This window comes from Lactobacillus sp. ESL0785, from assembly GCF_029395455.1.
Lineage (GTDB): Bacteria > Bacillota > Bacilli > Lactobacillales > Lactobacillaceae > Lactobacillus.
The window spans coordinates 283,841-305,163 of sequence record NZ_CP113916.1; the positions used below are offsets into that span (position 1 = coordinate 283,841).

General features: G+C 35.0%; 16 protein-coding genes, 1 pseudogene and 1 CRISPR repeat array. Of the genes and pseudogenes, 16 read left to right on the top strand and 1 reads right to left on the bottom strand.

From position 1 onward, the window contains the following. Window positions 1-49: 49 nt before the first annotated feature. The 6 genes and pseudogenes from cas9 to OZY43_RS01470 all read left to right on the top strand — a co-directional run bounded on the left by cas9 (window position 50) and on the right by OZY43_RS01470 (window position 10,357). Complete coding sequence (gene cas9, locus OZY43_RS01445; RefSeq protein WP_277165300.1) at window positions 50-4,213, top strand: type II CRISPR RNA-guided endonuclease Cas9; 4,164 nt, start codon at window positions 50-52, stop codon at window positions 4,211-4,213. Window positions 4,214-4,405: 192 nt separating this feature from the next. Next, a complete protein-coding gene (tnpA, locus tag OZY43_RS01450; protein ID WP_277165302.1) occupies window positions 4,406-4,870 on the top strand; it encodes an IS200/IS605 family transposase in 465 nt (154 codons plus the stop codon). A gap of 321 nt (window positions 4,871-5,191) precedes the next feature. Continuing rightward, window positions 5,192-6,103, top strand: a pseudogene (gene cas1 / locus OZY43_RS01455) (type II CRISPR-associated endonuclease Cas1). Continuing rightward, entirely contained in the window at window positions 6,081-6,386 is a 306-nt protein-coding gene (cas2, locus tag OZY43_RS01460) for a CRISPR-associated endonuclease Cas2 (protein WP_277165304.1), read from the top strand. The pseudogene cas1 and the gene cas2 overlap by 23 nt, the downstream one beginning before the upstream one ends. Beyond that, window positions 6,383-7,051, top strand: coding sequence for a type II-A CRISPR-associated protein Csn2 (gene csn2, locus OZY43_RS01465; RefSeq protein WP_277165306.1), 669 nt, complete (start codon window positions 6,383-6,385; stop codon window positions 7,049-7,051). Before cas2 ends, csn2 begins: the two co-directional genes overlap by 4 nt. 32 nt (window positions 7,052-7,083) lie before the next feature. Then, window positions 7,084-9,561: direct repeats of the CRISPR family, unit length 36 nt; unit sequence GTTTTAGATGGTTGTTAGATCAATGATGATTAGAAC. Between the two features lie 127 nt (window positions 9,562-9,688). Further along, on the top strand, window positions 9,689-10,357 hold the full coding sequence (locus tag OZY43_RS01470) for a type 1 glutamine amidotransferase (RefSeq protein WP_277165308.1): 669 nt from the start codon (window positions 9,689-9,691) through the stop codon (window positions 10,355-10,357). 39 nt (window positions 10,358-10,396) lie between these two features. On the opposite strand, the gene OZY43_RS01475 is transcribed toward OZY43_RS01470, so the two are convergent. After that, the gene (locus OZY43_RS01475; RefSeq protein ID WP_277165310.1) at window positions 10,397-11,311 is read right to left on the bottom strand and encodes a proline-specific peptidase family protein; all 915 of its coding nucleotides are present in this window, start codon (window positions 11,309-11,311) and stop codon (window positions 10,397-10,399) included. A gap of 165 nt (window positions 11,312-11,476) precedes the next feature. Here OZY43_RS01475 and OZY43_RS01480 point away from each other — a divergent pair, with 165 nt between their 5' ends. The 10 genes from OZY43_RS01480 to OZY43_RS01525 all read left to right on the top strand — a co-directional run bounded on the left by OZY43_RS01480 (window position 11,477) and on the right by OZY43_RS01525 (window position 21,318). After that, a complete protein-coding gene (locus OZY43_RS01480; RefSeq protein ID WP_277165312.1) occupies window positions 11,477-12,223 on the top strand; it encodes a PAS domain-containing protein in 747 nt (248 codons plus the stop codon). A 98-nt stretch (window positions 12,224-12,321) separates the two neighbouring features. Continuing rightward, complete coding sequence (locus OZY43_RS01485) at window positions 12,322-12,771, top strand: DUF3290 domain-containing protein (RefSeq protein ID WP_277165314.1); 450 nt, start codon at window positions 12,322-12,324, stop codon at window positions 12,769-12,771. Window positions 12,772-12,783: 12 nt separating this feature from the next. Then, window positions 12,784-13,419, top strand: a complete 636-nt coding sequence (locus OZY43_RS01490) for a DUF421 domain-containing protein (RefSeq protein WP_277165315.1) — start codon at window positions 12,784-12,786, stop codon at window positions 13,417-13,419. A 14-nt stretch (window positions 13,420-13,433) separates the two neighbouring features. Beyond that, the gene (locus OZY43_RS01495) at window positions 13,434-14,261 is read left to right on the top strand and encodes a Sir2 family NAD-dependent protein deacetylase (protein ID WP_277165317.1); all 828 of its coding nucleotides are present in this window, start codon (window positions 13,434-13,436) and stop codon (window positions 14,259-14,261) included. After that, window positions 14,262-15,215: an exonuclease domain-containing protein gene (locus OZY43_RS01500; protein ID WP_277165319.1), complete on the top strand. Its 954-nt coding sequence runs from the start codon at window positions 14,262-14,264 to the stop codon at window positions 15,213-15,215. Window positions 15,216-15,324: 109 nt separating this feature from the next. After that, entirely contained in the window at window positions 15,325-16,188 is an 864-nt protein-coding gene (locus OZY43_RS01505) for a DNA/RNA non-specific endonuclease (RefSeq protein ID WP_277165321.1), read from the top strand. Between the two features lie 1,074 nt (window positions 16,189-17,262). Then, entirely contained in the window at window positions 17,263-18,348 is a 1,086-nt protein-coding gene (locus OZY43_RS01510; RefSeq protein ID WP_277165323.1) for an ABC transporter ATP-binding protein, read from the top strand. Next, a complete protein-coding gene (locus OZY43_RS01515; RefSeq protein WP_277165325.1) occupies window positions 18,348-19,214 on the top strand; it encodes a sugar ABC transporter permease in 867 nt (288 codons plus the stop codon). The genes OZY43_RS01510 and OZY43_RS01515 overlap by 1 nt, the downstream gene beginning before the upstream one ends. Then, window positions 19,215-20,039, top strand: coding sequence for a carbohydrate ABC transporter permease (locus tag OZY43_RS01520; RefSeq protein ID WP_277165327.1), 825 nt, complete (start codon window positions 19,215-19,217; stop codon window positions 20,037-20,039). Further along, window positions 20,023-21,318 (top strand): MBL fold metallo-hydrolase, encoded by a 1,296-nt coding sequence (locus OZY43_RS01525; protein WP_277165329.1) that lies wholly within the window; start codon window positions 20,023-20,025, stop codon window positions 21,316-21,318. Before OZY43_RS01520 ends, OZY43_RS01525 begins: the two co-directional genes overlap by 17 nt. Window positions 21,319-21,323: the final 5 nt, after the last annotated feature.

Consider the following 21,323-nt stretch of genomic DNA (forward strand, 5'->3'; position numbering starts at 1 on the left):
TGAAAGCGATTTATATAAATTGAATAATTATTATTTAAAGGAGTACTTAATGACTAAAGTTAAAAACGATTATATTATTGGCTTGGATATTGGAACTAATTCCTGTGGCTGGGTCGCAACTGATAAGAAAAATAATATTTTACATTTACAAGGTAAAACGGCATTAGGCTCACATTTATTTGACGAAGGAAAAACAGCTGCTGATAGACGTGGTTTTCGTACAACTAGACGACGGCTTAATCGTAGAAAGTGGCGTTTAAAATTATTAGAAGAAATATTTGATCAGCAGTTAGCTAAAGTGGATCCATATTTTTTAGCTAGAATGCGAGATTCATGGGTTTCACCACTAGATAAAGATAGAAAAAAATATTGTGCAATTATTTTTCCAACGCCTAAAGAGGATCAAAAATTTTATTGTAAGTATCCAACAATTTATCACTTACGTCATGCATTAATGACTGAGGATAAGAAATTTGATTTGAGATTAGTCTATTTGACAATTCATCATATTGTTAAATATCGTGGCAATTTTTTACAAGACACATCTGTAAAAAGTTTTGATGCTTCTAAAATTGCTGTTGGACCTATGCTTGAGGTCCTGAACGCTTGCTATAAAGAATTAGCACTTGATGATCAAGAGGTAATCCAATTTAAGAATAAAAGTTCTCAAGAGATTGAAAAAATAATTAGATCAAAAACAAGCTATAAGGCAGATAAAGTAAAGAAAATTAGCCAATTGATGCCGAATTCTACAGATAAACTTACTAAAAGTGTAGCTAAGCAGATTGCCAATGCGATTATGGGTTATAAAGCACAATTTGAAACAATTTTACTTAAAGAAATTGATAAAAATGATAAGAAGGCTTGGGAATTTAAGTTAAGCGATAGTGATGCTGATGAAAAATTAGCTGAATTGTTACCTGACTTTGATGAAAATGAACAAACAATTGTAGCAGAAATTCATAAATTATTTAGCGCTATAATTTTGAGCACGATTGTTGATGAAGGTAAAACTCTTTCAGAGTCGATGATTGCTAAATATGAGCAACATCGAAGCGATTATCAATTACTTAAGCAGGTAATTGATAGTCAAACAGATAAAGAAAAAACTCAAAAGTTACGGTTAGCTTATGACTTATATGTTAACAATCGGCACGGTAAGTTGTTAGATGCCAAAGAAAAATTAAAAACTAATATCTTAAACAGGGAAGATTTTTATAAAATAATTGAAGCAAATTTAGATAACTCTCCGGCAGCACAAAAAATTGAGCAAGAAATTAAACGTGATGAGTTTATGCCTAAGCAAAGAACTAGTGCCAATGGTGTTATACCAAATCAGTTGCATCAGTTAGAATTAGATAAAATTATTGCTAAGCAAAGTAAATACTATCAATTCTTAGCTGAAGTAAATCCTGTTAAGGAGCATCAAGACCAAGCACCGTATAAGTTAGATGAATTGGTTCGCTTTCGTGTACCTTATTATGTTGGTCCAATGATCACTGCTGATGATCAAAAGAATACTTCAAGTAAAAATTTTGCTTGGATGGTGCGCAGAGAAGCTGGCAGAATTACACCGTGGAATTTTGATCAAAAAGTTAATCGGATGGAATCGGCTAATAAATTTATTAAGCGAATGACAACTAAGGATACTTATTTATTAGGTGAGGATGTTTTACCTGCTAATAGTCTGTTATTTCAGAAATTTACGGTATTAAATGAGCTAAATAATATTAGGATCAATGGTAAAAAAATTAGTCCTGATTTAAAACAAGAGCTTTACAATAATTTATTTAAAAAACAAAAGACGATTACTGCTAAAAGATTAGTAGATTATATTAAACAGAATAAGCAATTAACTACGGTTGAAATTAAAGGCTTAGCAGATCCAACTAAATTTAATTCTAGTCTAGCAACGTACAATTGTTTACGAAATAAGAAGGTTTTTGCTAAACAATTAGATGATCCTAGCTATCAAAACGATTTTGAAAAAATCATTGAGTGGTCAACTATTTTCGAAGATAAAAAGATTTATCAGGAAAAATTGAAAGAACTAGATTGGTTGACAGCTGAGCAATTTGAAACTATATCAACTTGGCGGTTTCAAGGTTGGGGTGCTTTGTCACGAAAATTATTAATTGGTCTCCATGATACTAGTGGTCAAAATATTATGGAACAGCTGTGGGACAGTAAGAATAATTTTATGCAAATAGTTACACAGCCAGATTTTAAAAATTTGATTGAGAAAGAAAATGAGCAGGTTGCAAAAGAAAATGATGTTGAAGATATTTTAGCAGATGCGTATACATCTCCAGCTAATAAAAAGGCGATTCGTCAGGTGATTAGGGTTGTTGATGATATAGCTAAAGCAGCCGGGGGTAAAGCACCAGCGCAATTTGCAATTGAATTTGCTAGGGATGCAGATAAGAATCCTAAATTATCTCAGCAACGTGGTAATAAGTTACTTAAAGTCTATCAAGATACAGCAAAAGAATTAGTAGATCAAAATTTAACTGAGAGTTTAAAGAATGCCAAGGATAGTCGTCAATTAGTTAAAGACAAATATTTCTTATATTTTATGCAAGGTGGCCGTGATGCCTATACTGGTCAAAAAATAAATATTGATGAGATTACTTCTGGGTATCAAATCGATCATATTTTGCCACAAGCTTTTATTAAAGATGATTCACTTGATAATCGAGTATTAACCAAGTCGAAATTAAATAGTGAAAAGTCTAATGATGTGCCTTATAAGCATTTTGGTATGAAAGTAGTTCATGATTTGGGTATTACTGTTAGTGAAATGTGGAAAAGATGGCAAAAGGTAGGCTTAATTAATAAATATAAACTCAGAAATTTGTTACTGGATCCTGAACATCTTAATAAATATGAAAAAGCAGGTTTTATTAAACGACAGTTAGTTGAAACAAGTCAGATTATTAAGCTGGTTTCGATTATATTACAAAATAAATATCCAAATTCAGAAATTATTGTTGTTAAGGCTAGTTATAATCATGCTTTACGTAAACGGCTTAATTTATATAAGAGTCGGGAAGTTAACGATTATCATCATGCGATTGATGCATATTTATCAACTGTTTGTGGCAATTTCTTATATCAAGTCTATCCTAAACTACAGCCATTCTTTGTTTACGGTAAGTATAAAAAGTTTAGTTCAAATCCAGATTTAGAAAAAGATATTATAAGAAGTACTAGAACTTTTAACTTTATTTGGCCACTGTTAAGGAAAGATAAGCCAGATGAGCCAGCTCCAGAAGAGATTTATGAGTTCAAGACAGATAAAGTGGTATTTCATAAGCATGCAGATATTTTTTATAAACTGCGTAAAGCATATAACTATAAATATATGCTAGTATCGCGGCAAACTTCAACTCAAGATGAAGCAATGTTTAAGATGACGATCTTTCCACGATCAGACCGTGATACTAAAACAACAAGATCTTTGATTCCAAAAGCTAAAGGATTAAATCCTGATATTTATGGCGGATATAGCAATAATGCAGATGCTTATATGGCAATTGTTAGAATTGATAAGGCTAAGGATACAGTTTACAAAGTTGTTGGTGTTCCTATGCGAGCTTTAGGTGACCTAAAGAAAGCTGAAGAGGAAGGTAAATATAATCAAGTATTATACAAGATTTTAAAGCTATCAATTTTGCTGGATAAAAAAGGAAGGGTTAAAAAGAGAATAAAAGATTTTACAATTATTAAAGGTCGAGTACCATACAAACAATTAGTTCAAGATGGTGCTAAAAAATTTATGTTGGGCTCTTCAACGTATATGTATAACGCAAAGCAATTAACTTTATCCCCGGAAGTAATGCGAATTGTGACAGGTAATTTTGCAGTAGAAGAAGATCGAAATGAGGCATTATTAAATGCGTACGACGAAATTTTAAAGAAGGTTGATGACTTTTTACCATTATATGATATTAATAAATTTAGAGAAAAACTTCATGATGGTAAGAATAAATTTGCAGCTTTAAAAGTAGATGAAAAGCAGTCTACTTTAACTGAAATTTTGAATGGCTTGCATGATAATCCGGTTATGGGTAATTTGAAAAATATTGGCTTTAGTACATCTTTTGGACAAATGCAGGCACCTTCGGGTATTACATTATCAGCAAATGCCAAATTGATTTTTCAATCACCAACTGGATTGTTTGAAAAGAGAATTAAGATTAAGGATTTATAAAAAGCAAAATAACGAACCGAAGAAATCCAGCTCGTTATTATTAATATCTTTAGACCCAGTTGAGTACGCGTAGCGTGCGAAACAAAAAACCACCCGCTATGCAGGTGGAAGCCACAAAGTTACCACAAAAAACTCCTCTTTTGTTTTAGAATATGATTGTCGAAGTCAAAATCTAAAAAGAAGAGGAGAACAATGGCACAAAAACTAAATAGTTTAGCTCATACCAAATGGTTATGTAAATACCATATTGTGTTTACACCAAAGTATAGAAGAAAAATAATTTATAATCAATATCGGCGCGATTTAGAAGAATATATCAAGCTGCTTTGTAAGTATAAAGGTGTAGAAATAATTGAAGGACATATGATGCCAGATCATGTTCATTTGTTAGTAAGCATACCGCCAAAATTAAGTGTAGCATCGTTCATGGGATATTTAAAAGGCAAAAGTGCGCTAATGATGTTTGATCGACACGCAAATTTAAAATATAAATTTGGCAACCGACATTTTTGGGCAGAAGGATATTATGTGAGTACAGTAGGATTAAATGAAGCAACAATTCAGAAATATATTAGGGATCAAGAAAAACAACATGATATAGCGAAAGATAAGTTGACAGCGGTAGAATATAGAGACCCTTTTAAGGGTAGCAAATAATACAAAAGCCGCTTAAAGCGGCAGCGAAGTAATAAAAGTATTTTGGCTTTGACGAAAGGAAAAAGCCAGCGCCTTGAGACGCTGACTGATCATGAGGGCTTATAGCCCTGAGCAAACCACCCGTTTTACGGGTGGTTATGATTTTAAGTAATAAAAAAGTCCCAGCCATAGGGTAAGGGACAAATGTTGAAACTCTGCATCTAAAAGATGCATTGCTTGATTTTAAATCTGGTTGTTAGATCAATAATGATTAAAATCTCATCGGGAGCTACCCGACAATTACATTGTATCATTTTTTAATAAATAAACAAGGAGAAAATAATGGGGTGGAGATCAGTTATTATAACGCAACATGCTAAACTTACATATTCGATGAATATGATGATTGTGCAAACGCGCGATGGTATTAATCAAATTCCAATTGAAGATATTAATTTATTGCTTGTTTCAACAACACAGGCTGTAATTACAAGTGCATTGATTAGCAAGTTAGCACAAAACCAAACAAAAGTGATTTTTGTTGATGAAAAAGATAATCCTGTAACAGAAACGGTGGATTATTATCCAGGATCAAGGAAATCATCTAAATTGGTAAAACAATTTAATTGAGAACAACAATATAAGGAAAAGTTGTGGACTAAGATTGTTGATCAAAAGGTTAAAAATCAAATTTCAGTACTTAAAAATTATAAATTAGAGTGGCAAAGTGTTCAAGATGAGCTTGATCAATTAGAAATTGATGATAAGACAAATCGAGAAGCAATTGCTGCACGAAAATATTTTATGATCTTATTTGGTAAGAATTTTGTTCGGCGTGCAGATAATGCTATTGATGCAGCAATGGATTATGGTTATAGTATTTTGTTATCAAGTTTTAATCGTGAAATTGCTATAAATGGTTATTTATCATATTGGGGTGTTCATCATCATTCTGAGGAAAATCAGTTTAATTTGGCTTCAGATTTAATGGAACCTTTTCGTCCTTTAGTCGATTATTGGGTTAAAGCTCATGAAAAAATTAAAGAATTGACACCGGATATTAAATATGGATTAGTAGAATTGTTAAGTCTTGAAATTCAATTTAATGGTAAAAAAACAATTTTAACTAATGCAATCGCAAGTTATACACATGATTGCTTATATTATTTAAGTGGTGAGAGTAAAAATATTCCTGAAATGGAGATGAGTTTAACTAATGAGGTACCGAATAATGCGCTTAGTGATAATGTTTGATTTACCAATGGAAACAGCTCAAGAAAGAAAAGAATATCGACAATTTCGAAAAAAATTAATTAATGAAGGCTTTTTAATGATTCAGTATTCTGTTTATGCACGAGTATGTGTAACTAGACAAACTGCTAAATTTTTAGAAAATCGAGTAAGGAAATTTTTACCACATAGTGGAATTGTCCAATCTTTAATGGTTACTGAAAAGCAATATAATGATATGCATTTTCTTGTAGGTAATCCAATTGACGATGTACGTAATACGTCAGATAGGACGGTGATTTTATGATTTTATCGTATTTAACTCACAAAAAGTGGTCTTTTACTGATAATGGTATTAAGTTGATTACTACACAAAGTGAAATTGTATATCGAGATTTAATTCAAAGCTTTCAAGGAATCAATAAAATGTTAGTCTGTACGGATGACGATTATCAACCGCTTGAAATTACTAAAAGTTTTGATTTTATAGGTGATCCACTTCTTAGTGGTGATATTACTAAAAAGTATTTATTACAAATTGCTAAACATTATATTACTAATTTAGATGAAGCAAATCGTGATAAAATATTTACTGCTTTTCATGATTTAGAATTAGTGTTACAAGATTCATTATTATTAGAAGATTTACCATTAGAAATAAATTTTGATGAAGACCTAAAAAAATTACTTAAAATTACGGAATTACATTTAGATCAAAAAATTTTGCTTGATCCGTATGCTATAATAGAAACAGTTTTAAGGATACATCAAACTTGTGATCTAAAAACAATTCCTGTGATATGTAATGCAGCTAGTTATATAAGTGATCAGGAGTTAAAGGAATTATCTAAACTTGTTAAGCAAATGAATATAACTTTGATTTTAATAGAATTTTCAACTCCAGATTTATTGGTTGTGCCTGAAGATGTACAATTTTATTATATTGATAAGGATCTAGTCGATTGGTATTAACTACTATATTAAAATTATATGATAAAATATCGGTTTTAGATGGTTGTTAGATCAATGATGATTAGAACTCTTATCTTATTCATTTACATTATCTCCTCGTTTTAGATGGTTGTTAGATCAATGATGATTAGAACTGCATGCACTTAAAAAGGTGCCATACAAGAGTTTTAGATGGTTGTTAGATCAATGATGATTAGAACTTATGCAGGTTGGATTAAGCCCTAGTCAGAGTTTTAGATGGTTGTTAGATCAATGATGATTAGAACTAGTTAGAGAGTTACGCAACTGGTATAACGGTTTTAGATGGTTGTTAGATCAATGATGATTAGAACGGGGACATCCCATTTTGCTTTTCAAGATCTGTTTTAGATGGTTGTTAGATCAATGATGATTAGAACCTGATTTACCAGAAGTCAAGAATTGTATGTGTTTTAGATGGTTGTTAGATCAATGATGATTAGAACTTCAACCATTATTTTTTCTCCTCGCTTATAGTTTTAGATGGTTGTTAGATCAATGATGATTAGAACTATCATTACTGTACGTTTTAACCAGCCATTGTTTTAGATGGTTGTTAGATCAATGATGATTAGAACATGATGTGAATGCTAGAATTGCAAGTCCAGGTTTTAGATGGTTGTTAGATCAATGATGATTAGAACAATGATGACTTTGTTGCCGGTCAAGTGTGGGTTTTAGATGGTTGTTAGATCAATGATGATTAGAACTGATTAATAACTATCAAGGCTGGAAAGATAGTTTTAGATGGTTGTTAGATCAATGATGATTAGAACTTATGCAGGTTGGATTAAGCCCTAGTCAGAGTTTTAGATGGTTGTTAGATCAATGATGATTAGAACAATAGTTAATGCCAGTTACATCGTTAATTCGTTTTAGATGGTTGTTAGATCAATGATGATTAGAACACATTGCTTGGTTATTCTCCTGATCGAGTTGTTTTAGATGGTTGTTAGATCAATGATGATTAGAACAGCTAGAGCTGCATTGGCATTCATTCAGGGGTTTTAGATGGTTGTTAGATCAATGATGATTAGAACCTTTCCCGAACGCATTTTCACACTTTAGCAGTTTTAGATGGTTGTTAGATCAATGATGATTAGAACTTCGATTTCTTTAATGCTGTTTATATTAACGTTTTAGATGGTTGTTAGATCAATGATGATTAGAACTTTGACCGTCCCAAACCAAAATTGGAATACGTTTTAGATGGTTGTTAGATCAATGATGATTAGAACAGACGCAAAAGTTGAGAATGCACTGCATAAGTTTTAGATGGTTGTTAGATCAATGATGATTAGAACTCACAAATAGTTAAGGTTACCCCTTCACTTGTTTTAGATGGTTGTTAGATCAATGATGATTAGAACCGCTACCGTCTTCAGTCTCATATACTAGTGGTTTTAGATGGTTGTTAGATCAATGATGATTAGAACGACTTTAAGCAGCTCGTCGTCGTACCCGAGGTTTTAGATGGTTGTTAGATCAATGATGATTAGAACTTAAAGTAGAAAGTGCTATACTTGCGTATAGTTTTAGATGGTTGTTAGATCAATGATGATTAGAACGTTAATAGATTAAAAAATGCTTGCGAGGTAGTTTTAGATGGTTGTTAGATCAATGATGATTAGAACCGTAAGGCTCTAACTAATTTGCTTACACTAGTTTTAGATGGTTGTTAGATCAATGATGATTAGAACTCTTGCAATGTATGATACGGACACTATGACGTTTTAGATGGTTGTTAGATCAATGATGATTAGAACGTCCCAGAATCTGCTCGTGCAAGTATGTTGGTTTTAGATGGTTGTTAGATCAATGATGATTAGAACAAAGCTTGATGCAAGCAAGCTAGACACCGAGTTTTAGATAGTTGTTAGATCAATGATGATTAGAACAATAAATAGTTTCAAGTCGCTTACTTCTACGTTTTAGATGGTTGTTAGATCAATGATGATTAGAACGAGAATTGCGAGCAACTAGCTCGCAAATGCGTTTTAGATGGTTGTTAGATCAATGATGATTAGAACAATGACTAGAAAAGAATATAGAGAGCAACAGTTTTAGATGGTTGTTAGATCAATGATGATTAGAACGAATATGATTTACAACACCGTCAAATGTATGTTTTAGATGGTTGTTAGATCAATGATGATTAGAACATCAGCCAGCCAGCTATGCCAACGACATCTGTTTTAGATGGTTGTTAGATCAATGATGATTAGAACGCATTGCTTTTGAGTATGCTGACGATACAAGTTTTAGATGGTTGTTAGATCAATGATGATTAGAACTTTTAATTATTTTAAACTTATATATTACACGTTTTAGATGGTTGTTAGATCAATGATGATTAGAACAAAAGATTTGTTATTTAGCTTAATAACATAGTTTTAGATGGTTGTTAGATCAATGATGATTAGAACAATTCACTAACTAAATTTACCAAGGATAAAGTTTTAGATGGTTGTTAGATCAATGATGATTAGAACTCTTGATCGTGTCAAGAATTGTCATGCAAGGTTTTAGTTGAATATTAATTAAGGCTAGCAATCTTTATAGGTTGCTAGCCTTTTTATTTTCTGTTATAACAAAAAATAAAAAAAGGAAGCTACAAAAATGCGCATTAATATTTTGCAACATACTCCTAATGAAGGACCGGGATCAATTTTAGATTGGGCTGAAAGCCGCCGACACGAAGTTTATACATACCATCCCTATCAGTTTGGGTACTTGCCAACTGCTAAAGAAACAGAGATGTTAATCATTTTGGGTGGCCCAATGAGTCCAAATGATGATTTACAGTGGATTAAGCAAGAACGAAGTTTAATTAAGGAGTTATTGGCGCAAAATAAACCAATTTTTGGTGCCTGCTTTGGTGCACAGCAGATTGCGAAAACACTGGGAGCAACAATTAAAAAAGCAGCAGTTAAGGAAGTTGGCTGGGCTCCAGTTTATTTGGAAACACCAATAATTTCTGATTTGCCAGCTAAGCTGTTAGCACTGCATTGGCATGAAGAAATGTTTGAATTGCCACAGGGCAGCCGATTATTGTTCTCTAGTCAGTACCATCAAAATCAAGGCTTTGTCTTAAATCATCGTGTGCTTGGTTTACAATTTCATTTTGAGCCGAAAGCTGATAATGTTCGTGAAATGGTAGTTAATGATTTTTCTTATCTTAAAGGTTCTGTTCTAAAGCAGACCGCGGCTGATGTTTTACGTCAACCAGTACCGGAAGAAAATAAAACAGTCATGTTTAAACTCTTAGATTACATTACTGGTAAATAAAAAATGCAATATGCTGAAAAGCATATTGCATTTTTACTTTTATTCACCTTTGAATGTACCAGCTTCAACTTGCTTGATGAAGTCAGCTAAGTGTTTGTAGTAGACAGCCGGGTTGTCAACCATGTGGTGGTGACCACCTTCTGGTGTTGTAACAAGGCGAGAATTAGGAATTTCCTTTTGCATCGTTTGAGCAGTAGCAATTGGCATGGTTTCGTTTTCGCCAAAAGTCAATAACGTTGGCACCTTGATGTTTTTGAGTTGATCGCGGAAGTGCCAATCTTTTAATTTACCAGTGATGACAAACTCATTATCACCTTGGAAAGCATTATAAACGGCGGTTCCGCCGATGTCCTTTAAGTGGTAGAGTTTAGACGGTTGCTTACGATCAACAAAGTTAATGTTTAAAATATTGACGTCTGCTTGGTAGCGCTCGTTATCGTAATCATTATTTGCTTCACACTTGTGCATGAAATCAATTTCGGTTTGCGGCAATACTTCTTGCCGGCGCCGATTAACTGAAGCAACGTATTCGTCAATTTCATCAACCATTGAAGAAATAATTGCACCCTTTAAGTGTTGACCATACTTAACGGCATATTCTTGAACAAGCAAACCGCCCCAACTTTGACCAATTAAGTAGATATTATCTAATCCTAATTTAGCTCGAACCTCATCAACTTCATCTAGAAAATATTCGTAAGTTAAATATTTTTTAGCAATTTCTGGGTCAGAATAATCTGGTTGATCAGAATATAATGAGCCTAGTTGGTCATACATTGTTACTTGTACGTCCAAACCTTGCTTTTTTAATTGTTCAGCGGTATCTTCCCAATATTCGTGGTTGCCACCGGGGCCACCATGTAAGGCCAAAAGGTGAATATCACCGTGACCTTGGGTGTTAGTCCATAGGTGGTAGCCGTTGTCTAAAGTAATAATTTTAGTACCAGTTTTCATTGTTTTCTCCTTTGCGGTATTTATATCTTATATTTTAGCTCATAATTAAATGAAAGAAAAATGATGTAATTAATTATAGAAATTATTAATTAGTGTCGCTGTTAAAACGTTTTTGTAATATACTTATATTAAAAGATAGTAATATTACTAACAAGGAGAACTAATATGGCAGAACCAGAATGGTTGAAGAAAATGAATGCAGATGAGTATCTGCAAGAAGACTTTGATGCAAAAGGCACAAGTCGTTACACTGTTACCGGATTAGACAAAAAAGATCCTAACTGGTTAGCAAAAGCTGCTAAAAAAGTTAATGCGGCAGAAGGTGATGATTACGTTAAGCTCGATAGCGGCTTACTAACCGTTAATCAGATTAATTGGATGCTTCGTAGTACCATTGGTGAATTGTCATTTGTCGATGATAATAATCAATTTTTATGGTATAACCGACCAGCTGATCCTAAGGCAAAAATGAAAGCTAAGCGAGTACCTGAGCAAGTTGGTAATACGATGAGTGACGTTCATCCACATGTTGCAGATGTTATTCCAGAAGCTAAAAAGGTTGTCCATGCCTTGCGCGTTAATCAAGATGGCCATGACGATGTTTATATGCCGGTACCAACAGGTAATCTAAAGGAATTAGTCCTGCACTATTACAAACGGGTAATTGATGATCAGGGTAATTATGCTGGCATTTATGAATGGGTACAAGATTTATATCCACTAGTAAAATATTTTTGTGAAACTACTGGTCAAAAATTAGTACTTGATGAAGATGCCACAACAGGTGCAACTTACAAACGTAATTCTGATCCAGATGCTGCAAGTGGTGCTTCAACTAAGGCTGAAGCTGCTGCAGAAGAAAAGCCAGCAGAACCAGAACCGGATACCACAAGTAGTGCTTCAGAAAACTAAATATTTATAAGTGGTAGCCAGCTATTAGCTGACTACTTTTTGTTATACTAAAGGCACAAAGTAATTTTGAATTTGCTAGGGTAAAGGATGACAATGTTATGACTTTTTACACGCTTAAATATATTGAGCAAAATCAAAATACAAGCAAAACAATCCTTTATGTCTTAATTGCGTCAGCAGCATTGACCATGATTGTTTTTACTCTGTTATATTTGCGACATCGGTTTGATACTCGTTACCGGGATTTAGGAATTATTGCGCTATTATTTTTGTTATTATTTGTTGGTACGCAATATGAAAAATATGTTGAAACTAATCTGGTGAAATCGCAATCTGCCCAGATTGCTCCGTTTATTAAGTCAGTTGCTCGTGATCACAATGTGAAAGATTCGGATGTGTTAGTTAATTCAACCTCACTGCAAGATGGAATTATTGTGCGCTTAGAGTCAAAGGATATTGATTACCAGCTTAATTTGAACGGCGATAATAATAGTTATACTTTGAAAAAAGCCCATGTAATCAATCATGATGTTAATGTGAAGAATTAGGAGGATAAAAGCATGGATTATTTGCAACTTTTTATTAAATTTGCGCTTGGTGTGTTAACCCTGATTTTTCAAATTAATGTTTTTGGGAAGAGCAACTTAGCACCAACAACAGCGCTTGATCAGCTTCAGAATTACGTCCTTGGTGGTATTATCGGTGGAGTTATCTATAATGCTAATATTTCTGTTTTACAATTTTTGCTTGTTTTAGTTGTGTGGACGTTAGTAGTTTTTATTTTAAAATTTGCGCGGGAGCACAACAATTGGATTCGCAACATGATTGATGGTAAACCAATTCAAGTAATTAAGAATGGCAAGGTGCTAGTACGAAATTGCTTAACTGCAGGGATTTCAGCTAATGAGTTGATGTTTAAATTACGCAGTCAGGGGATTTATTCAGCCGAAAAGGTGAAAAATTGTATTTTTGAAAAAAACGGTCAATTGACGGTGATACAAAAAGATGAAACCAATGTCCGTTTCCCTGTAATTAATGATGGTCAAGTGAACCAAGATGTGCTTGAATTAATTCATAAGGACAATGATTGGGTTAAGAAGCAGGTAGAAAAAGCTGGCTATCAGAATGTCAGCGATATTTTCTTGGCTGACTTTAATCATGGTCAGCTTTCTTTTACTGGTTACCATGATGATTAGAGAAAGAGTAGTACATGGAAGATTTTAGTAAGGCACGAAAGATGTTGGCTGATGCTGATGCGATTATTGTGACTGCTGGTAATGGAATGGCACAGGTTGAAGGCTTGGACATGTTATCGCAGGAGCAATTTGCATGCAACTTTCCCATGTTAGTGCAAAAAGAGAATATCTTGACAGTTGGTGATGCATTAGACAAGAAGTTTTCGTCTTGGCAAGAGCAGTGGCTGTTATGGAGTGTATTAATTCAGAAGTATTCACTTGATTATCATCCGAGTAAAGCGATGTTGCAATTAGCTAATATAATAGGAAGAAAAAAATATTTTATTGCAACAGCAACGTTTGGTCATTTTTTTGAAAAAGCTGGTTTTAATGAAAAGCGAATTTTTAACGTTTTTGGTGATTGGACTAAGATGCAGTGTTCGAGCGGAATTAACCATGGTCAAAGGGATGATGTTAGTGAAGTAAGAAATTTGCTTGCAGCGCAGAAAAAAGGCAAAATTACAGCTGACTTAATACCTAAGTGTCATGTTTGTGGTAGACCAATGGAAATTAATTTGCCATTAACTGCACACTTTTATCCAGATACGGATGCTAATACCCGGTTTCGGTGGTTTTTAACAGGAAATGAAGATAATAAGGTTGTCTTTTTGGAATTAGGAGTTGATGAAACGAGTCCGCAATTGCGCGAACCTGTCATTCATCTGGTGCAACAGTTTCCGCAATGGTCATATGTAGCTGCAGATATGAGCCAGGAGCAGTTACCGGTAACCTTGAAGCAGCGCAGTGTGGTTACTACTGTGGGTCCGGCTGCCTTGCTGAAAGAATTAGAACTAGGAAGTTAAATGAGTATTTTTGTAAAAAATGGGGTATTGCACGTTTCTGGTGCACAGGAAAAATTACGTGGTAAAGGCCAGGAACATCCGGATTTTATTGCCGATTATACAATGCTCGATATTGAAACAACGGGCCTCAGTCCATATCGTGACCATGTTACAGAACTGGGTGGAGTTAAAGTACGAAATAATAAGGTAGTTGATCAATATAGTAGTCTGGTTGTCTATCCGCGATCTAATCGGGTACCCAGCTTTATTACTAAGCTCAACGGAATTACGGAGCAGCAGTTACTTGCCGAAGGAGTACCAGTGCAACAAGCGATTACAGAATTTCGCAACTTTATTGGGGATGACGTGATTGTTGGCTACAATGTCAATTTTGATCTTAATTTTTTGTATGACTTAACCAAGAAATTCAAATTGCCAGAACTTAATAATGATTATGTTGATGTTTTACGCTTGGCACGGGTATATTATCCGCGCCAGCATAACCGGTTGCTTGATTGCATTCAGCGGGCAGGGATTGCTCAAGTTGAGCAGCATCATGGACTTGCGGACTCGCTTGATACCAAAAAAGTTTATGATGATTTTCGTGAGCATTTTACCCCGGATATGTTAACTGCGGCGCAGAATAAAATTAAGAACATAAACTTATTGGCAGATGAATTAACGTCTTGGCAGCTAGGTTTTCATAATCCGGTTACTCATAAGAAATTTGCATTTGCGGGTAACTTAGATATGGTTGAAGATGAAGCGGCCCAAATGATTAATAATCTTGGTGGTGAAGCTCAGGAAACCGTTAGTCCGATGACAAATTACTTGATTATGGGTGATCATGACTTCTTTGATCGCAATAATGACGCCAGACTGAAGGCAATAGAGTATAACAGGCAAGGTGGTAAAATCAAACGCTTATCTGAAGGCTTTTTCCTTAATATGATTGCTGAGTGGGCGCGAAGTTAGTTCGTAAAAAGATGGGCATGACCAAAGTGTCGTGCTTTTTTCTTGTCTTTATTGCAAACAAGAGTTCGATTAGCTATACTTAATTAAGATTAATTAAGGAGCAAGTTTTATGGCACGTAGGCGCAGAAGACGAACTAATAAGAAGAGCAGTAGTAATTTTTGGTCAGCGATTATCATCTTGCTTGCCCTAATTTGGGGTGTTTCAACTAAGGGTGGCAGCGATTCTAGCGGTAATAATTTAGTTAATCAACTAACAGGTCAACATGCCAAAACTAGCGATGTTGGTAAGGCACAGGTAGCTGCTAAGGCTTACGGTGGTCTAGCACAAAGGGATTATGATAAGTTAGCCAAGCTGGATTTTAAGAGTGGCGGTCATGCTTATATCACAGTAAATCATGATCAATCAACATTAATTAAGCATGCATGGAAGGTCAATCGGGTTATTTATTCTGACTTAGATAGTTTGAATAGAACTTCGAATTCTAACACTGCTTTTTTAGAAAAGCGCAACGTGGCTAACGATAGCTTGCGGGTAAGGCAGTTTGTTGAACCAACAGCATGGCATTATAATCATCGTGGTAGCACTCAACTGTATAATCGTGGTCATATGATTGCGTATTCTGTTTCTGCTGGAATTGATCAAGAGGGTAATTATAATCCTGATAATCAATCAGGTGACCAGAATAACCCGAAAAATTTATTTACGCAGACTGCCTTTTCTAACCAAAAAATTCAGACAATTTTTGAAAGTAAAATTAGAGCGGCTTTAATAGCAGATAAACATGTGATCTATCAAGCAACGCCAGTCTTTCGTGCTAATGAATTGATGGCCCGCGGAATTAACTTGCAGGCTGTGGCAACTGATGGTAGTCTTGATTTCAATGTTTACTTGTTTAACGTGCAGCCTGATTATGTCTTTGACTATCATGATGGTCGGGCAAAGGTGGATCATGAGTTACAAGTTATAGAATAAAAAATGTCATTGGGGGGATAATCCTCAATGACATTTTTTGTGAGGTATAATAGTGTATTAGATATATAATACAATTAAGAAGAAGGAGGAGGAATTTGTAAACCTGTTAGCAAAAGTTATTCTGAACTTACCAAAAGAAGTTAAGAAGGAAACTAAAAAATTGAAGTGCCTGCTCATCAAGCTCGATATGGCAAGCATAATTGCAGCTTTATTTGTGGTTAGCGCTTTTTAACTGCTAACTGTATATGAAAGTGGGTGGTAACCGCAACATTATTAATTACAGAAAAAAGCGCCAGAATGAAAAAATTGTCGCTTTTCCTAAAAGCGTTGAAAATGTTAATTGACAGTTTGCAAATTGACTGTTGGAAGAATAATAATAAATATACTAGCTAAAAAGGTTACCGTAATTAGGGTAGCCTTTTTAGTGTACACGTGTTTTTAAATTAATTAGCGAACATAATTATTTCTTGATTTAACGCTTGATAAACATCAGTTGCTCGTGTTTTTTTAAGACATGCAAGCAACGAAAAACCTCTTGCTGGCAAAAAACTAGGTAACTTTGAGCTAAAAATAATTTGTTATAACGAAAAGTATGTTTAATGAGCGGCAATATTTTGCTTAAGTTAGGAATTGCATTAGTGAAGTTTAGATGTTCCATACCAAGAAGGGTTTTATTAAGAATAAAGTTAATTTCTAGTGATGTTAAAAATAGTTAAGTATTAGAATAAGCAGTTGCGAATTTTAGAATGATAATTATATTGAAAATTATAATATTTTAACTAATGTTCGGTTAATTAAATTAATTATTAAATAATAGTTGTTAATAAGGTGATAGTAAGAATTATCGCCTTTTTCTCATGTTATATTAAATGATTAAATTCGAACATTATCCAAATATATTTAATTATAATTAATAATTTACCTAATAAAAGCTGAACAATTGCTTTAATAAGTAACTATTTTTTAGTAAACCGCGAATTTTTATTAAGAAAAGATAGTTGTGCTACGTTACAATTTAGCTTAAAATTAAGGAAGTGAATCAACAAATAATACAAGATATAGCGGTGCTAATTTATGGATGATAATAAGTTCGTTGAAGTGAAGAATCTCAGAAAAGTTTATGATAATGGCCACGAGGCCATTAAAGATGTCAGCTTTGCTGTCAAAAAAGGGGATTTAGTTTGTCTGTTAGGGCCATCAGGCTGTGGAAAAACAACTATTTTAAATATTTTGGCTGGACTACTCAGTCCAACTGCAGGTGATATTTTGTTTGGGGGCAAGTCAGTCGTCAAAATTGCCCCTAAAGATCGGCAAATTGGCTATGTTTTTCAGAACTATGCCTTGTATCCGCACATGACGGTATTGCAAAATGTAATGTTTCCCTTAGTTGTAGGAAAAAATAAAAAATCAAAATCTGAGGCTGAACAAATTGCACATAAATATATGGCATTAACACAAATTATGGATTTAGCAGAGCAAAAGCCGGGTAATTTATCTGGCGGTCAGCAGCAGCGAGTGGCGATTGCACGGGCCTTAGTTCAAGAACCGCAGATTTTGTTAATGGATGAACCCTTGTCTAACCTTGATGCGCGTTTGCGGTTGAAGATTCGTGAGGAAATTCGCGCATTAGTCAAGTCTGTGGGCATCACAACATTATTTGTTACGCACGATCAGGAAGAAGCCTTATCAATTGGTGATAAGATTATTCTTTTTAATGACGGCGTTATTCAGCAGGATGATTTGGGCCAGAATTTTTATCTGGAGCCCAATAATTATTTTGTCGCTAACTTTGTTGGTAATCCGGTAATCGATAATTTTAAAGTAACTAAAGTGGCTGATGAATTACGGGCGAGTGATTTTACTATTAAGCTGGCTGATTTAGACCAAACAAGGTTTAAGCGGAAACTGCCAGATGGCGAATATACCTTGTCAGTGCGTCCAGAAAATCTTATTCCCCAAGAGGATGGTATTTTAAAAACGTTGGTTGATGATGTGGAATTAATTGGGCGTGAACGTATTTTGAAGTTTACGCATGATGACGTGCAGGCGCGAAGTTTAGTTGATTTAGAATCACCGTTAAAGCGCGGTGACCAGATTAATTTAGCCTTGCGCCTTGATCGGATTTTTCTCTTTACACCTGATGGGGAGCGTGTGTATTAATGAAGCAAAATCAAAAAAAGGCGTGGCTCTTCTTAGCACCAACAATTATTTTTGTTACATTATTTAGTATTTATCCAATTTTGCGGGCGTTTGGGATGAGTTTACAAAAAGGTTCGCTGATTGATCTTTCATGGACTGGTCTAAGTAATTATCAGTATCTTTTTCATGATCCTGAATTTTGGTTGGCAATCAAAAATACGATTTTGTATGCTGTTATTTCGGTACCGGTTGGCTTGGCAATTTCGCTAATGTTGGCTTGGATTATTTTTAGTAAAGTTAAGCATCAAGCTTTCTTTGAAACCACGTTTTTCATGCCATATGTAACTTCAACAATCGCGATTGGGATTGTCTTTCGTTATATTTTTAACGGTGATTACGGGCTGCTCAATTTTATTTTACGCAGTATGCATTTGCCAGCACCAAATTGGATTGACGACCCTGCGATGTCATTGACGACGATTATTATCTTCGGTATTTGGTCATCGCTAGCCTTTAATATTGTAATTTTAATGGGTGCGTTACGTAATATTGATCCTAACTTTTACACTATTGCAGATATGTATGGCGCTAGTAGTAAGGATCAGTTCTGGCGGATTACTATGCCTGAGTTAATACCGACGATTGCCTTTTTGTTAACGATGAATATTATCGGCGCTTTTAAAATCTATACTTCGGTTTATGCTCTATTTAACGGTCAAGCTGGGGTGGGCAACTCTGGTACGACAGCAGTATTCTATATTTACAACAAGTTTCAGATTGTTGGCACACCGGGTGTTGCCATGGCAGCGACAGTTGTCTTATTCTTGATAATTTTGCTGGCGACATTTTTCCAACGTAAGATGATGAAGAGGATTGGGGAAAATTAAATGAAAAAACTACGTTTGGGTATGTTGTTTAGTTATCTTATTTTGTTTATTTTCGCAGTAATTACTGTTTTTCCTTTCATTTATATGCTCTTGGGTGGCCTGATGAATTTTCAGGAAACCACCTCAATTCCGCCTACGCTGATTCCACATCATTTTGAATGGGGAAATTATGCAAAAGTTTTTGCACAAGCGCCATTTGCCCGCTACTTCTTTAATACAGTATTGACGGCTAGTATTACAACAATTGTTAGTTTATTTAACTCATTACTTGGTGCCTTTGCCATGGTCAATTTGCGTTTTAAAGGTAAAGGCATTGTACAAATAATTTTACTATCACTGTTAATGGTGCCGGGTGAAGCAATTATTTTTACTAATTACAATACGATTGCTCATTTGGGACTGCTCAATACTTATGTTGGGTTAGTGTTACCATTTTTGACATCAATTTTCTATATGTATTACTTGCAGAGTTATTTCGGCTCAATTTCGCCGACTATTTATAAAGCAGCGATGATTGATGGTGCTAGTGATTGGGAATATATATGGAAGATTTTAGTACCTATGTCTAAAGGTGGTTTGTTTACTGTTGGCTTGCTTAGTTTTATTTCGGGTTGGAATTCATTCTTATGGCCACTCTTAGTAACTAACGAAGATACAATGCGCTTGCTTAATAATGGTTTGGCTAGTTTTGCCTCAGATGCTGGTAGTGAAACCCAATTACAGCTGGCGGCCGCAACGCTAACAGTTTTGCCAATTTTGATTTTGTATTTTATTTTTAGAAAACAAATTATCCAAGGAGTAGTGCGTAATGACCTTAAAGGATAAAACGACAATTACTTTTTATAATGGACTAACGACAATTGGCGGTCCAATGATTGAAGTGGCTTATGGCAAATCCCATGTGCTGTTTGACTTAGGCGAGGTATATCGACCGGAGTTGAAATTGCCGGATGAAAGTTATCAGACGTTAATTGACAATCAATTAATTGGCGATGTGCCTAACTTTTATGATCCGCAGGTAACTGGTAAGGTAATTGATCATGAGCGCTGGGAACATGCGGCTGCATATCTGTCACACTTGCATTTAGATCATAGTAAGGCAATGAATTTGTTAGCACCAGAAATTCCTTTATATGCGGGGCCAATTACGGCTAAGATGTTGCCAGCTTTAAATGAACGAGGGGATTTTCTCTTGCCAGCTGTTGGTCACGCGTCTAATTATACGCGGCCGATTATTGCGGCAACATACCGTCAGCCAATTAAAGTTGGCGATATTACGCTGACAATTTGGCCAAGTGACCATGATGCTTATGGCGCCACAGGTTTAATAGTAACGACACCTGACAAAAAAATTGCCTATACTGGTGATATTCGTCTGCACGGGTATCATCCTGAGTGGGTACATGAATTTTTAGCGGCGGCGCGTAAAGCTGATGCTTTAATTATTGAGGGAACCGGTGTTTCTTGGCCTGAGGAACAACATGATCAAAACAGTGAAGAATTTACTGGTCCTAAAAATGAACGCGAATTAACTCAAGAAATTGTGCAGCTGCAAAAAGAAAATCCGCAGCGGCAAATAACTTTTAACACTTATCCAACTAACGTGGAGCGTCTGCTTAAAATTATTGCTGCATCGCCGCGCACAGTGGTACTACATGCGGCAAGGGCCCATTTGCTCAAGGAGAGCTTGGGTAAGGATTATCCTTATTATTACTTGCCGCAGGAAGCGAAGTTTACTGATCTAAGGCCAGAGTTGGCAATCCCTTATCAAGAATTGCTGCTAGATAAAAGTAAATACTTGTGGCAGGTAGTTGGTGACGTTGTAAAGTTGCAGAAGGGTGGATTGTATCTGCATTCTAATGCGGAGCCGCTGGGTGAATTTGATCCGACATATCGACCTTTTGTTCAGCAATTTGCTGCTAAAAAGATTGAGTTCAAAGCTTTGCGGTGCTCTGGTCACGCTGATGTGCAAGAGCTCAAAGAAATTATTCAGGAGGTGCAACCTCAAGCGTTAATTCCGGTGCACACATTGCATCCGGAGCTAGAGGAAAACCCATTTGGTGAACGGATTTTACCTAAGCGTAAGCAGACAATTACGCTTTAGTGAAT

Bases quoted from the DNA above. Each gene is read 5' to 3' on its own strand.
- cas9 (WP_277165300.1), top strand. From the start codon at position 50: ATGACTAAAGTTAAAAACGATTATATTATTGGCTTGGATATTGGAACT.
- tnpA (WP_277165302.1), top strand. From the start codon at position 4,406: ATGGCACAAAAACTAAATAGTTTAGCTCATACCAAATGGTTATGTAAA.
- cas2 (WP_277165304.1), top strand. From the start codon at position 6,081: ATGCGCTTAGTGATAATGTTTGATTTACCAATGGAAACAGCTCAAGAA.
- csn2 (WP_277165306.1), top strand. From the start codon at position 6,383: ATGATTTTATCGTATTTAACTCACAAAAAGTGGTCTTTTACTGATAAT.
- OZY43_RS01470 (WP_277165308.1), top strand. From the start codon at position 9,689: ATGCGCATTAATATTTTGCAACATACTCCTAATGAAGGACCGGGATCA.
- OZY43_RS01475 (WP_277165310.1), bottom strand. From the start codon at position 11,311: ATGAAAACTGGTACTAAAATTATTACTTTAGACAACGGCTACCACCTA.
- OZY43_RS01480 (WP_277165312.1), top strand. From the start codon at position 11,477: ATGGCAGAACCAGAATGGTTGAAGAAAATGAATGCAGATGAGTATCTG.
- OZY43_RS01485 (WP_277165314.1), top strand. From the start codon at position 12,322: ATGACTTTTTACACGCTTAAATATATTGAGCAAAATCAAAATACAAGC.
- OZY43_RS01490 (WP_277165315.1), top strand. From the start codon at position 12,784: ATGGATTATTTGCAACTTTTTATTAAATTTGCGCTTGGTGTGTTAACC.
- OZY43_RS01495 (WP_277165317.1), top strand. From the start codon at position 13,434: ATGGAAGATTTTAGTAAGGCACGAAAGATGTTGGCTGATGCTGATGCG.
- OZY43_RS01500 (WP_277165319.1), top strand. From the start codon at position 14,262: ATGAGTATTTTTGTAAAAAATGGGGTATTGCACGTTTCTGGTGCACAG.
- OZY43_RS01505 (WP_277165321.1), top strand. From the start codon at position 15,325: ATGGCACGTAGGCGCAGAAGACGAACTAATAAGAAGAGCAGTAGTAAT.
- OZY43_RS01510 (WP_277165323.1), top strand. From the start codon at position 17,263: ATGGATGATAATAAGTTCGTTGAAGTGAAGAATCTCAGAAAAGTTTAT.
- OZY43_RS01515 (WP_277165325.1), top strand. From the start codon at position 18,348: ATGAAGCAAAATCAAAAAAAGGCGTGGCTCTTCTTAGCACCAACAATT.
- OZY43_RS01520 (WP_277165327.1), top strand. From the start codon at position 19,215: ATGAAAAAACTACGTTTGGGTATGTTGTTTAGTTATCTTATTTTGTTT.
- OZY43_RS01525 (WP_277165329.1), top strand. From the start codon at position 20,023: ATGACCTTAAAGGATAAAACGACAATTACTTTTTATAATGGACTAACG.